Genomic DNA, 13,673 nt, shown 5'->3' on the forward strand with positions numbered 1-13,673 from the left:
CGGTGGTTCTGGAGCATTCGCTCAAGGGCCGCCGTTTTTTCATATCATCGATTCAGCTTAGTGGAAGAGAGGACGTAAGAAGCAATGGCTAAGAAGATCAAAGTATATGTCGAACCAAATGAAACGGTCAGTGAATGTTTAGATCGAATCAATGAAATGGGTTATCGTCCTATACGCCGTATTGAAAAGCCCGTCTTTGAGCAAACGGGAGCCAAAGATGAACCTGTCCATTCCCATCAATCGATTTTATTTGAATGCGTCTCTAAAGAATCCTAATGCCAAGCCGTCACATAATCTGCGTGACGGCTTTTTTATGTCTCAAAATGAATGTTCGCGTTCAAAGCATCGATCTCCAAGCGCATCCAATAAAGTTTGAGCTCGTTTTTCTATCTTTTTAGGAAGATTCTCTTTACTAAAGTATTCAAGAGCCAAACTTTCACCATCTTCCATGACGAGCGCTCCATGTACTCCTTTCGCCTGGTATAAATGAATGACACCGTATGTCTCGTCTCCGTTTGGATATTTGAAGTAACCATCTGAACCGGAAAAGACTTGGATTAATTCAAATTGCTCAGCGAGAAGTCCAGTTTCTTCTTTTAATTCTCTTGCAGCGACTTCTTCCAACGTTTCCCCGAGCTCCATCGATCCTCCTGGTAACCCCCAGTCAAGTGTATCCGATCGGAATTGCATCAGTACCTCTTTCTTTTGATTGATGACCAAAATGGTCGCTCCCACACTGATGATCGGACGGTTGCCAATCACTTCTCTAAGACTCGATATGTAACTCATCGAACTCCCCCTTTTCAATAGCATACATTATCGGAGAAGATTGTGCTGATAACACCCAAAAAGCGAACGATAAATATTCAGACAATTAAAATGTTCGCAGTTTATTGACATGTTTTCAAAGAACAAGGTACGATAGGCGTGTGAGATAAGAAAAATAAATAGTGCTCCATATAATCGCAAGGAAATGGCTTGCAAGTTTCTACCTGATCACCGATTCTGATCAGACTATGGGGTGTAGCGGACGTGTATTTGTCATGCCTATACCCTAAACTGATTGTCGGTTTAGGGATTTCTTTTTGTAAGGGGGACATTGGGAATGAACGTAGCAGTTGGAGTAATCATGGGAAGTTCATCTGATTGGGAGACGATGAAACATACGTGTGACGTGTTGGATGAATTACAGATTCCATATGAAAAACAAGTCGTATCAGCTCACCGTACACCAGACCTTATGTTCGAATATGCTGAAGAGGCACGAAGCAGAGGCATCCAAGTGATCGTTGCGGGTGCTGGTGGGGCAGCCCACCTTCCTGGAATGGTCGCTGCGAAAACGACACTTCCTGTCATCGGTGTCCCGGTTCAGTCGAAAGCACTCAATGGAATGGATTCGCTCCTCTCCATTGTTCAGATGCCTGCAGGAGTTCCAGTAGCAACTGTTGCCATCGGAAAAGCGGGAGCAACGAATGCAGGGTTATTGGCTGCTCAAATCCTCAGCATCCACTCCACAGACATTACAAATCGACTTGATGCATTTCGTGAGAAGAAACAAGAGATGGCGATGCGAGGAACGGAGGAGTTGGTCTGATGAGAATCGGAATTTTAGGTGGAGGACAACTTGGACGGATGATGTCACTCAGTGCGAGTGCAATGGGATACACGACACTTTGTCTTGACCCGAACCCCAATGCACCGACTGCTCAAGTGGCAGATTCAATTGTTGCCTCATTTGATGATGTCGATGCCGCAAAAGAACTCGCTGCTCGTTCAGACGTTGTGACGTATGAATTTGAGAACATCGATACGGAAATGATTGCAGCCATCGAAGAAAAATGCCCACAAGGTATGGACGTGTTGAAGGCGACGCAACATCGCATCTTAGAGAAACAGATGATTGAATCAGCGGGACTACGTGTCGCTCCATATGTTTCGGTACGTACGGTTCGAGATGTACGGCAGGCATATGAGAAGCTCGGTTTGCCGTTTGTCATCAAAACGTGTCGTTTCGGCTATGACGGGAAAGGGCAGACGGTCATTCGGTCGGAACATGATCTTCAGACCTTCGCTGAATATTTTGTCGAACAGGAATACGTCGCCGAAGCTTGGTTGCCATTTGAAAAAGAAATTTCAGTCATTGTGACGAGAGGGTATGACGAAACGTCGACATTCCCAATCAGTGAAAACATTCATCACAACAACATCCTACATTTATCGATTGTACCGGCTCGCGTATCAAATGAGATTCAAGAGGATGCAAGACACCTCGCTCTCCAGCTCGCAGACCATATCGGCTTAATGGGAACGCTCGCTGTCGAGCTGTTCGTCATGGCGGATGGCCGTCTATATGTGAATGAGCTTGCACCACGTCCCCACAATTCCGGGCATTACACGATTGACGCTTGTGAAACCTCACAATTTGAACAACACATTCGAGCCGTGACCGGGATGCGCCTCGGACGGACGAGATTGACATCGCCTGTCGTCATGGTCAACCTTCTCGGCGAGCATATGCCACGACTTCATGTCAAAGCATTGCCATCGAATGTTAAACTACATCTGTATGGAAAAGATGAAGCGAAGACAGGTCGCAAAATGGGACATTTGAACGTCCTTGGTGACACGGTCGAAGAAGCGCTTCATACCATCGAACAACTGGCAATTTGGAAGGAGACCGTCTTATGATTTCACGCTACACCCGCCCAGAGATGGCAAACATTTGGACTGATCAAAACAAATTCGAGGCTTGGTTAAAAGTTGAACTTTATGCCTGTGAGGCTTGGAGTGAACTCGGCATCATCCCGAAAGAAGATGTACAAGTCCTTTGGGACAAGGCATCGTTCGATGTTGATCGCATTCTAGAGATTGAACAAGAGACACGTCATGATGTGATCGCGTTCACTCGTGCCGTTTCCGAGACACTCGGAGAGGAGAAAAAGTGGGTACATTACGGATTGACGTCGACGGATGTCGTCGATACGGCACTCTCTTACTTAATCAAACAGGCGAATGATCTTTTAGAGGCCGATTTAGATCGCTTCATCGGTATTCTCGCAGAAAAAGCGAAAGCACATAAGTATGACATCATGATGGGACGTACCCACGGCGTGCACGCAGAACCGACCACGTTCGGTCTGAAGCTCGCCCTCTGGTATGAAGAGATGAAACGGAACAAAAAACGCTTCATGGCAGCTCGCGAAACGATTGAATTCGGGAAGATGAGCGGAGCGGTCGGGACGTTTGCGAATATCGACCCGTTCATCGAGTCATACGTCTGTGACAAGCTCGGTATCCAAGCTGCACCGATTTCGACACAGACTCTCCAACGTGACCGTCATGCCGAGTACATGTCAACACTCGCATTGATTGCCACATCGATTGAAAAGATGGCAACGGAGATTCGTGGACTTCAAAAAACAGAGACACGCGAAGTGGAAGAGTTCTTTGCGAAAGGACAAAAAGGGTCGTCGGCGATGCCGCATAAACGTAACCCAATCGGTTCTGAAAATATGACGGGTCTTGCACGCGTCATTCGCGGTCATATGATGACAGCATACGAGAATGTCCCACTCTGGCATGAACGTGACATCTCGCACTCATCAGCAGAACGAATCATCATTCCGGATGCGACGATTCTCCTCAACTACATGTTGAACCGTTTCGGTAACATCGTGAAGAACTTGACGGTCTTCCCGGACAACATGCGCCGCAATATGGACCGTACGTTCGGGATCATCTTCTCGCAACGGATCTTACTCGGTCTCATCGAGAAGGGCTGGTCACGTGAAGCAGCATACGACGCGGTTCAACCGAAGGCGATGCAGGCATGGGAAGAAGAGACGATGTTCCGTACATTGATTGAAGAGGACAAAGAGATGGGCGCACTCTTTACGAGTGAAGAGCTCGATGAGTTGTTCGACCCGCGTTATCACGTACGTCGTGTCGATACGATTTTTGAACGCTGTGGTTTGTAATCGTTGAGGGGCGACATGCCCCTCTCACTTTTAAGGGGGAACGGTTCAGATGAAAGCAATTTATGAAGGTAAGGCGAAGGCATTATTTGAGACAGAAGAAGCGGGTGTGCTTCGTGTGTACTACAAAGACGATGCGACAGCATTCAATGGAGAAAAGAAAGAGTCGATTGATGGGAAGGGGATTTTAAACAACGCCATCACGACCCAGTTGTTCGAATTGATGCATGACAACAAGATTCCGACGCACTTTATCAAACGAATCTCAGAGCGAGAACAGTTGGTCCGCCGTGTCGACATCATCCCGTTAGAGGTGGTCGTCCGCAACGTCGCGGCCGGTAGTCTAGCGAAACGTCTCGGTTGGGAAGAGGGAACACCGCTCCTCGCACCGATTGTCGAGTTTTATTATAAGGACGACGCTCTTGGGGACCCACTCCTCACAGAAGATCATATCCGATTATTGCAAGTTGCCACACACAAAGAAGTCGAAACATTGCGACAACTCGGGCTTTGGGTAAACGATGTCTTGCTCGATTTCTTTAGTCAACACGGCATCGACGTGATCGATTTCAAACTAGAGTTCGGAAAAGTGGATGGGACGATCATTTTGGCGGATGAAATCTCACCGGATACGTGCCGTCTCTGGGACAAAGAAACGAAACAGAAACTTGATAAAGATGTATTCCGTCGCGATTTAGGTTCTTTGACTGAGACGTATGGACAATTGTTAACACGCATAGGGGGAAACGGACAATGAAAAAAGTAAATGTGTATGTGACATTACGTGAAAGTGTACTCGACCCACAAGGAGTTGCCGTAAAAGGCGGGCTCGAACATCTCGGATTCGCTGGAGTTGAATCGGTGCGGATCGGGAAAGTCATCGAGCTTCAAGTAGCGGACGACACGACAGAAGCCATGGTCAAAGAGATGTGTGAGAAGTTACTCGTCAATACGGTCATTGAGAATTTTGAAATCGAGATGGGGGTACTCGCATGAAGTTTGCGGTCATCGTCTTTCCAGGATCAAACTGTGACCTCGACATGTACCATGCGGTAAAAGATGTGCTCGGGGAAGAAGCGGAATACGTGTTCCATACGGAAACCTCACTTGAAGGATTTGATGGAGTCCTCTTACCAGGCGGTTTCTCATACGGAGACTACTTGCGCTGCGGGTCAATCGCCCAGTTTTCACCAATCATGGCTGAAGTGAAGCGTTTCGCGGAAGAAGGACGCCCGGTTCTTGGCGTATGTAACGGATTCCAAGTGCTCGTCGAAGCGGGACTCCTCCCAGGTGTATTGATGCGAAACCGCGATTTGAAATTCATGTGTAAGACCGTCGACCTTGTCGTCGAAAACAACGAGACGATGTTCACAAGTGAGTACGCGGCACAGGAAACGATTCGCGTGCCGATCGCACACGGTGAGGGCAACTACTACTGTGACGAGACGACACTCGAGACATTGAAGGCAAATGGCCAGATTGCGTTCACCTATAAAGAGAACCCGAACGGATCGGTCGAAAACATCGCCGGCATCACGAACGAGGCAGGGAACGTACTCGGCATGATGCCACACCCGGAGCGTGCGGTCGAAGCGTTGCTCGGTGGGGAAGACGGTAAACGGTTATTCACGTCAATCGTAAAATGGGGGGCACGACATGTTACTTACAACTGAACCGACAGCTACACAAATCCGTGATGAACGGATCTATGCCATGATGGGATTATCGGACGACGAATACGCGCTCGTCGTCTCACTGCTTGGCCGGGAACCGAATTATACAGAGATCGGTCTCTTCTCGGTCATGTGGTCTGAACACTGTTCGTACAAAAACTCGAAACCGGTGCTCCGGAAGTTTCCGACAACCGGCAAGCACGTCTTACAAGGACCGGGAGAAGGGGCTGGAATCGTCGACATCGGAGACGGCCAAGCCGTCGCCTTTAAAATCGAGAGTCATAACCATCCATCCGCGATCGAGCCTTATCAAGGAGCGGCGACTGGGGTTGGCGGAATCATCCGTGACATCTTCTCGATGGGCGCCCGTCCGATTGCTTTATTGAACTCACTCCGTTTCGGAGATTTGAACGAATCACGTGTGAAACATTTATTCGGTCATGTCGTATCCGGCATCGCTGGATACGGGAACTGTGTCGGCATCCCGACTGTCGGTGGGGAAGTCGCCTTTGACCCGGCTTACTCAGGAAACCCACTCGTCAACGCAATGTGCGTCGGCTTCATCCGTCATGAAGACATTCAAAAAGGAATCGCGGAAGGTGTCGGGAACTCGGTCATGTACGTCGGAGCAACGACAGGACGTGACGGAATCCATGGTGCCACGTTCGCTTCTGAAGAACTCGGGGAAGACGCGGACGAGAAACGTCCAGCCGTCCAAGTCGGAGACCCGTTCATGGAGAAGCTCTTGATCGAAGCGTGTCTCGAAGTCATCAAGCACCCGGCGCTCGTCGGGATTCAAGACATGGGCGCAGCCGGATTGACGTCATCGTCAGCAGAGATGGCATCGAAAGCAGGGATGGGAATCGAGATGAATCTAGACCTCGTCCCACAACGTGAGACAGGCATGACACCTTACGAGATGATGCTATCGGAATCGCAAGAGCGGATGCTTCTCGTCGTCAAAGCTGGACATGAAGACGAAATCGAAGCAATCGTCACGAAGTGGGGACTTCATGCAGTCAAAGTCGGAGAAGTCATTGAAGAAAAAGTACTTCGTCTCGTTCATCAAGGTGAAGTCGCGGCGGAAGTCCCGGTCGATGCACTCGCCGAAGACGCTCCTGTCTATCATAAACCGTCTAAAGTCCCGGCATATTACGAAGCATTCCAAGCGATGGAGCCGGTCACACCAGTCGTCGAAGATGTGATGGCGACATGGAAAGACGTCCTTGCGATGCCGAGCATCGCCTCGAAACGTTGGGTGTATGAGCAATATGACCATATGGTACAAACGTCGACAGTCGTCGCACCGGGTAGTGATGCCGCAGTCATTCGCATTCGTGAGACGGAGAAGTCGCTCGCGATGACGACGGACTGCAACGCAAAATATGTCTATCTCGATCCACGTGTCGGTGGAGCCATCGCTGTCGCGGAGGCGGCGCGAAACATCGTCGCAAGTGGTGCAGAACCACTCGCTTTGACGGACTGCCTCAATTTCGGGAGCCCGGATAAACCGGAAGGGTTCTGGCAGCTCGATCAAGCCGTCGAAGGAATGGCAGAAGCGTGTCGTACGCTTGATACGCCGGTCATCGGTGGGAACGTATCGCTGTATAACGAATCGAACGGACAATCCATCTACCCGACACCGGTCGTTGGAATGGTCGGACTCATCGAAAAACCAGAACATATTACGACATCGTTTGCGAAACAAGCGGGGGACGTCGTCTTCTTACTCGGTGAGACAAAAGCAGAATTTGGCGGAAGTGCCCTTCAAATGTTGCAAGACGGAAAAGTGAGCGGTCATGCACCGACACTCGACCTTGAAGAAGAACGTCAGACACAGAAGGTATTGCTTCACGCCATCCGTGAAGGTCTGGTCACGGCGGCACACGACGTGTCAGAAGGTGGTCTTGCGGCAGCGTTACCGGAACTGGTCTTTGGAACAGGGTTCGGCATGGACGTGACGATCGACACAGACCTTGTGACGGCACTATTTAGTGAATCCCAGTCACGTTTCCTCGTTACAGTAGACAAGGCACATGCCGAGTCATTCGCGCGCATGACGAACGGGACAGCAATCGGGACAGTGACAGAAGCCCCGACCCTTGTCGTTCGCGCAAGCGACCGCTTGATTGAAATGGACGTGAAAGAGTTGGAACGTGTATGGGAAGGAGCTATTCCATGTTATATGACATCCGAGGCATGAACGAGGAGTGCGGCGTCTTCGGTGTGTTCGGTCACATCGAAGCGTCACACCTAGCCTATTACGGACTGCACAGCTTGCAACACCGTGGCCAAGAAGGAACGGGGATCGTCACGGCAGACGGAGAACGTCTCCATGCGAAACGAGGACTCGGTCTCGTTACCGAGGTGTTCGATGAGACGTCACTCGACACACTCACGGGGAATCATGCGATTGGGCATGTCCGCTACTCAACGGCAGGCGGCAATACGTTAGAGAACGTTCAACCGCTCCATTTCAAGTCGTTGACTGGGGATTTGGCGATGGCGCATAACGGAAACCTCGTGAATGCGAACGAATTGAAACATATGCTCGAAGCGGAAGGCGCGATCTTCCAGACGACGTCCGACACGGAAGTCGTGGCTCACCTCATCAAGCGAAGTCGCGGCAATTCGTTGAAAGAACGAATCGCTGACAGCTTGGCTCGTCTCGTAGGGGCATTCGCTTTCCTATTCTTGACGGAAGATGCACTGTACGTCGGTGTCGACGTGCATGGGTTACGTCCATTGTCACTTGGACAAACCGAAGACGGGGCTTACGTGTTCGCTTCGGAAACGTGTGCGTTTGACGTCGTGGGGGCGACGTACGTACGAGATGTTGAACCAGGAGAATTGCTCATGGTCACGAATGAAGGGATCACGTCGGAGCGATTCAGTGAAGCGGCAGTCCGTGCCATGTGTTCAATGGAATACATCTACTTCTCACGACCGGACTCTATCATCGATGGTATCAACGTGCATACGGCACGTAAAGCCATGGGGAAAAAGATGTTTGAAGAAGCACCGGTCGAAGCAGATGTCGTGACAGGTGTGCCGGATTCAAGTATTTCCGCGGCAATCGGTTACGCTGAGGCGAGCGGAATCCCATACGAAATGGGACTCATTAAAAACCGTTACGTCGGACGTACGTTCATTCAACCGTCCCAGGAATTACGGGAGCGCGGCGTGAAGATGAAGTTGTCAGCGTTACGCGGTGTCGTAAACGGGAAACGCGTCATCATGGTCGATGATTCCATCGTCCGTGGAACGACGAGTCGCCGAATCGTCACGTTACTCCGAGAGGCAGGCGCGACGGAAGTGCATGTGCGCATCACGTCACCACCGATTAAACATCCATGTTACTACGGAATCGATACATCGACCAAGGAAGAGTTAATTGCGGCAACCAAATCCGTTGAAGAAATCAGAGAAGAGATTGGTGCCGATTCACTAGCGTTCCTCACATTGGATGGAACGGTCGAAGCCATCGATCGTCCATTTGAAGGAGCACTACGCGGGCAGTGTGCTGCATGCTTCACGGGACTTTATCCGACTGAACTTGCAGAACTCGTGACAGAGACAAAGGCTTAAGGGGGAAATGCAATGAGCGTTCGTTATGAACAAGCGGGTGTGAATTTAGAAGCAGGATACGAGGCCGTATCCCGTATGAAACGTCATGTTGCTCGGACAATGCGTCCGGAAGTGATGACAGGACTCGGTAGTTTCGGAGCGATGATTGATCTCGGTTCGATGAACATGAAACACCCGATTCTCGTGAGCGGGACCGACGGGGTCGGGACGAAACTGAAATTGGCGTTCGCGCTCGACCAGCATGACACGATTGGAATCGACTGCGTCGCCATGTGCGTCAACGATTGTCTCGTGCATGGGGCAGAACCGCTCTATTTCCTCGACTATATTGCGACCGGAAAAGCAGAACCGGCTAAACTTGAGCGAATCGTCGCCGGTGTTGCGGAAGGATGTGTCCAAGCCGGCTGCGCCCTCGTCGGTGGCGAAACCGCTGAAATGCCGGGGATGTATCCGGATGGCGAATATGATATTGCTGGATTTGCGGTCGGTGTCGTGGAGAAAGAAAACTTGCTCGACGGTTCGACGATTCAGGATGGAGACGTTGTGCTCGGACTTGCATCTTCAGGCGTCCACTCGAATGGATTCTCGCTTGTACGTCATATTATTGAATCACAAGGTCTTCATTATACGGATGAGATTGCGATGCTCGATACGACACTCGGGAACGCCTTGCTGTTGCCGACACGGATTTATGCCGAAGCGGCGAAAGCGGCGATTTCGACAGGGAAGGTTCAAGGGATGGCACACATCACAGGTGGTGGCTTCTATGAGAATGTCCCTCGCATGTTGCCAGAAGGTCTCGGCATCACGTTCGATGCCTCGAGTTGGCCGAGTCTTCCTGTATTCGACTGGCTCGAACAAGTCGGGAACATCTCGAAGCAAGAAATGTTCAACGTCTTCAATATGGGGATCGGTTATATGATCACGGTACGTCCTGAAGACGTGGAACTCGTCGAAGCGGCGCTTGAACGTGTCGGGGAGACCGCGCACCGAATCGGGAAAGTCGAGAGTCGTCCAGGCATCCGGATCTCAGGAGTGGACCAATGAAACGATTTGCTATCTTTGCGTCAGGATCGGGAAGTAACGCCGAAGCGATTTGGCAAGCAATCACCGATGGTCATTTGTCTGCTGAATGTGTGTTGCTCGTGACGGACAAACCAGAAGCTGCTGTTCTCGATCGAGCGGAGCGTCACGGGATTCCGAATTTTTCGTTTACACCGAAGGCGTACGCGTCAAAAGAAGAGTTCGAGGAAGAAATTCTCGTCCTTCTCCGTACGCTTCGTGTAGACTATATCGTGTTGGCGGGGTATATGCGCTTGATCGGAAATGTGTTACTATCCGCATATCCGAACCGTATTCTAAACATTCATCCATCGCTTTTACCCGCTTTTCCAGGTAAAGACGCGATCGGACAGGCGCTTGACGCCAACGTACCGACGAGTGGTGTAACCGTTCATTATGTGGATGCGGGGATGGACACGGGTCCGATCATCGCACAGGCGTCCGTCGAGATTGAAGGGTGTGACCGCACCGAGGCGACACGTCGTATTCAGACGATCGAGCACCAACTGTATCCGCGCGTATTACAACAAGTGTTGAATCAACAGGAGGTTTTCAAGTGAGAGCATTATTAAGTGTTTCTGATAAAACGGGAATTGTCGAACTCGCAATCGTCTTGCATGAGGCGGGCATCGAGCTCATCTCAACAGGTGGGACCGAGGCGGCGCTTCAACAGGCAGGATTACCAGTCAAAAACATTTCAGAAGTGACATCGTTCCCTGAAATGTTAGACGGCCGTGTCAAAACGTTGCACCCACTCGTTCACGGAGGATTGCTCGGACGTCGCGACCTTGATACGCATGTCGCACAAATGAAAGATCATCACATCGAACCAATCGATTATGTGGTCGTCAATCTGTATCCGTTCAAAGAGACGATTGCAAAAGAAAATACGACATACGAAGAAGCGATTGAAAACATTGATATCGGTGGACCGAGCATGTTGCGTTCAGCTGCGAAAAACCATGCGAGTGTCACCGTCGTCGTGGACCCGAGTGATTACACACTCGTCGCCGATGAAGTACGTGGAGGCGGTACATCGTTTGAAACACGTCAACGTCTCGCGACGAAAGCGTTCCGACATACGGCTGCCTATGATGCGTTAATTGCCGACTACTTAGGTCGTCAAATCGGCGAAACGTTCCCAGAACAGTTGACGGTCACGTATGAAAAGGTTCAAGACCTTCGTTATGGAGAGAACCCACACCAACAAGCGGCGTTTTATAAGACACCGTTATATGACGGGATGACACTTGCGAATGCGACACAGCTTCACGGGAAAGAGCTCTCGTATAACAATATTCAAGATACGAATGCAGCACTTGAAGCACTCAGTGAATTGACTGAGCCGGCGGCAGTCGTCGTCAAGCACATGAACCCATGCGGCGTCGCAGTCGGACGGACGATTTCTCAAGCGTTCGAACGAGCCCATGCTGCCGACCCGGTCTCCATCTTTGGTGGAATCGTCGCCTTAAACCGTGAAGTCGATCTCGAAACGGCGGATGCCCTTCGCAACATCTTTTTAGAGATCATCATTGCTCCATCCTTTAGTGAGGCAGCACTTGACCGATTGAAAGAGAAAAAGAATCTTCGTTTGTTGACGTTAGATATGGGACAGATGACAGGCATGCGCCTCACGGCTGTCGCGGGAGGATTGCTCGTACAAGACGGGGATGACATGACACTCGATGATGCCTCATGCCAAATCGTGACGGATCGTCGTCCGACAGCATCAGAATGGGAAGACTTGAAACTTGCATGGCGTGTCGTCAAGCATGTCAAATCGAACGCTATCGTCGTCGCAAAAGACGAAACGACGATTGGAATCGGTGCCGGACAGATGAACCGCGTCGGTGCAGCAAAAATCGCTTTCGAACAAGCTGGAGAACGCGCGACAGGCGCGGCTCTCGGAAGTGATGCCTTCTTCCCGATGGCAGATACGGTCGAAGCGGCAGCGGCAGCGGGAATCACGGCCATCATCCAACCGGGTGGGTCGATTCGCGATGCCGAATCGATTGAAGCGGCAAATCGCCATGGTATCACGATGGTATTCACATCAGTCAGACATTTCAAACACTGAGAGGGGTTTGCGTCATGAACGTATTGGTCATCGGTCGAGGAGGACGCGAGCATGCGCTCGCGTGGAAGTTGAAACAAGACGGGCATCACGTCTTCGTTGCACCGGGCAACGACTTCATGGAAGGGATGACGTGTGTGTCGATCCATGAAACAGACGTGGAGGCGCTCGCCCATTTCGCAGAAGAGAACGAGATCGAATGGACGATTGTCGGACCGGAGTCGTCACTCATGGCAGGAGTCGTGGATACGTTCCGTGCCAAAGGACTGAACATCTTTGGACCGACGAAAGCGGCTGCCTTACTCGAAGGAAGCAAGGCGTTCGCAAAGGAAGTCATGATGGAAGCCGGGATTCCGACAGCGGCATACGAGGCGTTCACAGAAGCGGAATCGGCGCTTGCCTATATCGAGAAGCTAGGGGCACCACTCGTCGTCAAGGCGGACGGATTGGCTGCCGGTAAAGGCGTCACGGTTGCATTTACGGTCGAAGAGGCGGAAGCTGCCGTACGTGATATTTTCACGACGGATAAATTTGGGCAACAGTCACAAGTCGTCATCGAAGAGTTCCTCGATGGGGAAGAGTTTTCGCTCATGGCGTTCGTCTCGGGAGAGCGTGTCATTCCGATGATCACCTCGCAAGATCATAAACGTGCCTATGACGGCGACAGGGGACCGAACACGGGTGGTATGGGCGCTTATAGCCCGATGCCACATCTTTCAAAGGACGTGTATGAGGAATCGGTGAAGACCGTATTAGAACCACTCGCGCAGACGATGGTCAAACGAGGTACTCCATTTGAAGGATTCTTGTACGCCGGTCTCATCTTGACGGCGAATGGACCAAAAGTCATCGAATTCAATGCACGCTTCGGTGACCCGGAAACGGAGGTCATTCTACCGAACTTGAAAACGCCGCTCCTTGACATGATTGAAGCGGTCGTTCGTCAAGAACCGTATCTGATTGAATGGGTCGATGGATATACGATGGGGGTCGTCATTGCGGCCGAAGGGTATCCGGACCGACCGATCACGGGCCAGGTGTTATCAGGATTTGAGTCGCTTCCGAAAGATGTGCTGGTCTTCCATGCCGGCACGACAAAGAAGGGCGATCAAGTCGTAGGGAGCGGAGGTCGTCTACTTGTTGTGACGGCGACGAAGCCGACACTGCTTGAGGCGAAAACGGCTGTGTATGCGGCGATTTCACAACTCGATTTACCTGAGACGTTCCACCGAACGGATATCGGGTCACGGGCGTTCACGCAGATTATTTGAAGGATGGGTCAACCCATCCTTTTTTTCATGC

General features: G+C 50.8%; 14 protein-coding genes and 1 riboswitch. Of the genes, 13 read left to right on the plus strand and 1 reads right to left on the minus strand.

Annotated features, from left to right (window positions below; genetic code table 11):
• Window positions 1–84 precede the first annotated feature (84 nt).
• Entirely contained in the window at window positions 85–276 is a 192-nt protein-coding gene (locus tag OKS35_RS12500; protein ID WP_015880702.1) for an NETI motif-containing protein, read from the plus strand.
• 42 nt (window positions 277–318) lie between these two features.
• Here OKS35_RS12500 and OKS35_RS12505 read toward each other — a convergent pair whose 3' ends face one another.
• Entirely contained in the window at window positions 319–789 is a 471-nt protein-coding gene (locus OKS35_RS12505) for an NUDIX hydrolase (protein ID WP_214689051.1), read from the minus strand.
• Between the two features lie 146 nt (window positions 790–935).
• Window positions 936–1,037: riboswitch (purine riboswitch) on the plus strand.
• Window positions 1,038–1,105: 68 nt separating this feature from the next.
• Here OKS35_RS12505 and purE point away from each other — a divergent pair.
• From purE to purD, 12 genes are read left to right on the plus strand one after another with little or no spacing between them, the layout of a single operon-like run.
• Entirely contained in the window at window positions 1,106–1,594 is a 489-nt protein-coding gene (gene purE / locus OKS35_RS12510; RefSeq protein WP_264093176.1) for a 5-(carboxyamino)imidazole ribonucleotide mutase, read from the plus strand.
• Window positions 1,594–2,688 carry a 5-(carboxyamino)imidazole ribonucleotide synthase gene (purK, locus tag OKS35_RS12515; protein ID WP_214818624.1) on the plus strand — a complete coding sequence of 365 codons (1,095 nt, stop codon included), beginning with the start codon at window positions 1,594–1,596 and terminating at the stop codon, window positions 2,686–2,688. Before purE ends, purK begins: the two co-directional genes overlap by 1 nt.
• Window positions 2,685–3,977, plus strand: a complete 1,293-nt coding sequence (gene purB, locus OKS35_RS12520; RefSeq protein WP_015880706.1) for an adenylosuccinate lyase — start codon at window positions 2,685–2,687, stop codon at window positions 3,975–3,977. Before purK ends, purB begins: the two co-directional genes overlap by 4 nt.
• A 49-nt stretch (window positions 3,978–4,026) precedes the next feature.
• On the plus strand, window positions 4,027–4,731 hold the full coding sequence (gene purC, locus OKS35_RS12525; RefSeq protein ID WP_078146253.1) for a phosphoribosylaminoimidazolesuccinocarboxamide synthase: 705 nt from the start codon (window positions 4,027–4,029) through the stop codon (window positions 4,729–4,731).
• The gene (gene purS, locus OKS35_RS12530) at window positions 4,728–4,970 is read left to right on the plus strand and encodes a phosphoribosylformylglycinamidine synthase subunit PurS (RefSeq protein ID WP_031420917.1); all 243 of its coding nucleotides are present in this window, start codon (window positions 4,728–4,730) and stop codon (window positions 4,968–4,970) included. Before purC ends, purS begins: the two co-directional genes overlap by 4 nt.
• Entirely contained in the window at window positions 4,967–5,647 is a 681-nt protein-coding gene (purQ, locus tag OKS35_RS12535; RefSeq protein ID WP_031420919.1) for a phosphoribosylformylglycinamidine synthase subunit PurQ, read from the plus strand. The genes purS and purQ overlap by 4 nt, the downstream gene beginning before the upstream one ends.
• Window positions 5,631–7,850, plus strand: coding sequence for a phosphoribosylformylglycinamidine synthase subunit PurL (purL, locus tag OKS35_RS12540; RefSeq protein ID WP_214784641.1), 2,220 nt, complete (start codon window positions 5,631–5,633; stop codon window positions 7,848–7,850). The genes purQ and purL overlap by 17 nt, the downstream gene beginning before the upstream one ends.
• Window positions 7,826–9,235, plus strand: coding sequence for an amidophosphoribosyltransferase (gene purF / locus OKS35_RS12545; RefSeq protein ID WP_196431637.1), 1,410 nt, complete (start codon window positions 7,826–7,828; stop codon window positions 9,233–9,235). Before purL ends, purF begins: the two co-directional genes overlap by 25 nt.
• 12 nt (window positions 9,236–9,247) lie before the next feature.
• On the plus strand, window positions 9,248–10,282 hold the full coding sequence (gene purM / locus OKS35_RS12550; RefSeq protein WP_264093177.1) for a phosphoribosylformylglycinamidine cyclo-ligase: 1,035 nt from the start codon (window positions 9,248–9,250) through the stop codon (window positions 10,280–10,282).
• The gene (gene purN, locus OKS35_RS12555; RefSeq protein WP_214691434.1) at window positions 10,279–10,857 is read left to right on the plus strand and encodes a phosphoribosylglycinamide formyltransferase; all 579 of its coding nucleotides are present in this window, start codon (window positions 10,279–10,281) and stop codon (window positions 10,855–10,857) included. Before purM ends, purN begins: the two co-directional genes overlap by 4 nt.
• A complete protein-coding gene (purH, locus tag OKS35_RS12560) occupies window positions 10,854–12,374 on the plus strand; it encodes a bifunctional phosphoribosylaminoimidazolecarboxamide formyltransferase/IMP cyclohydrolase (RefSeq protein ID WP_264093178.1) in 1,521 nt (506 codons plus the stop codon). Before purN ends, purH begins: the two co-directional genes overlap by 4 nt.
• A 14-nt stretch (window positions 12,375–12,388) precedes the next feature.
• Window positions 12,389–13,642 (plus strand): phosphoribosylamine--glycine ligase, encoded by a 1,254-nt coding sequence (gene purD, locus OKS35_RS12565; protein ID WP_159563486.1) that lies wholly within the window; start codon window positions 12,389–12,391, stop codon window positions 13,640–13,642.
• Window positions 13,643–13,673 lie beyond the last annotated feature (31 nt).

Source organism: Exiguobacterium sp. N5 (assembly GCF_025842465.1).
Lineage (GTDB): Bacteria > Bacillota > Bacilli > Exiguobacteriales > Exiguobacteriaceae > Exiguobacterium > Exiguobacterium profundum.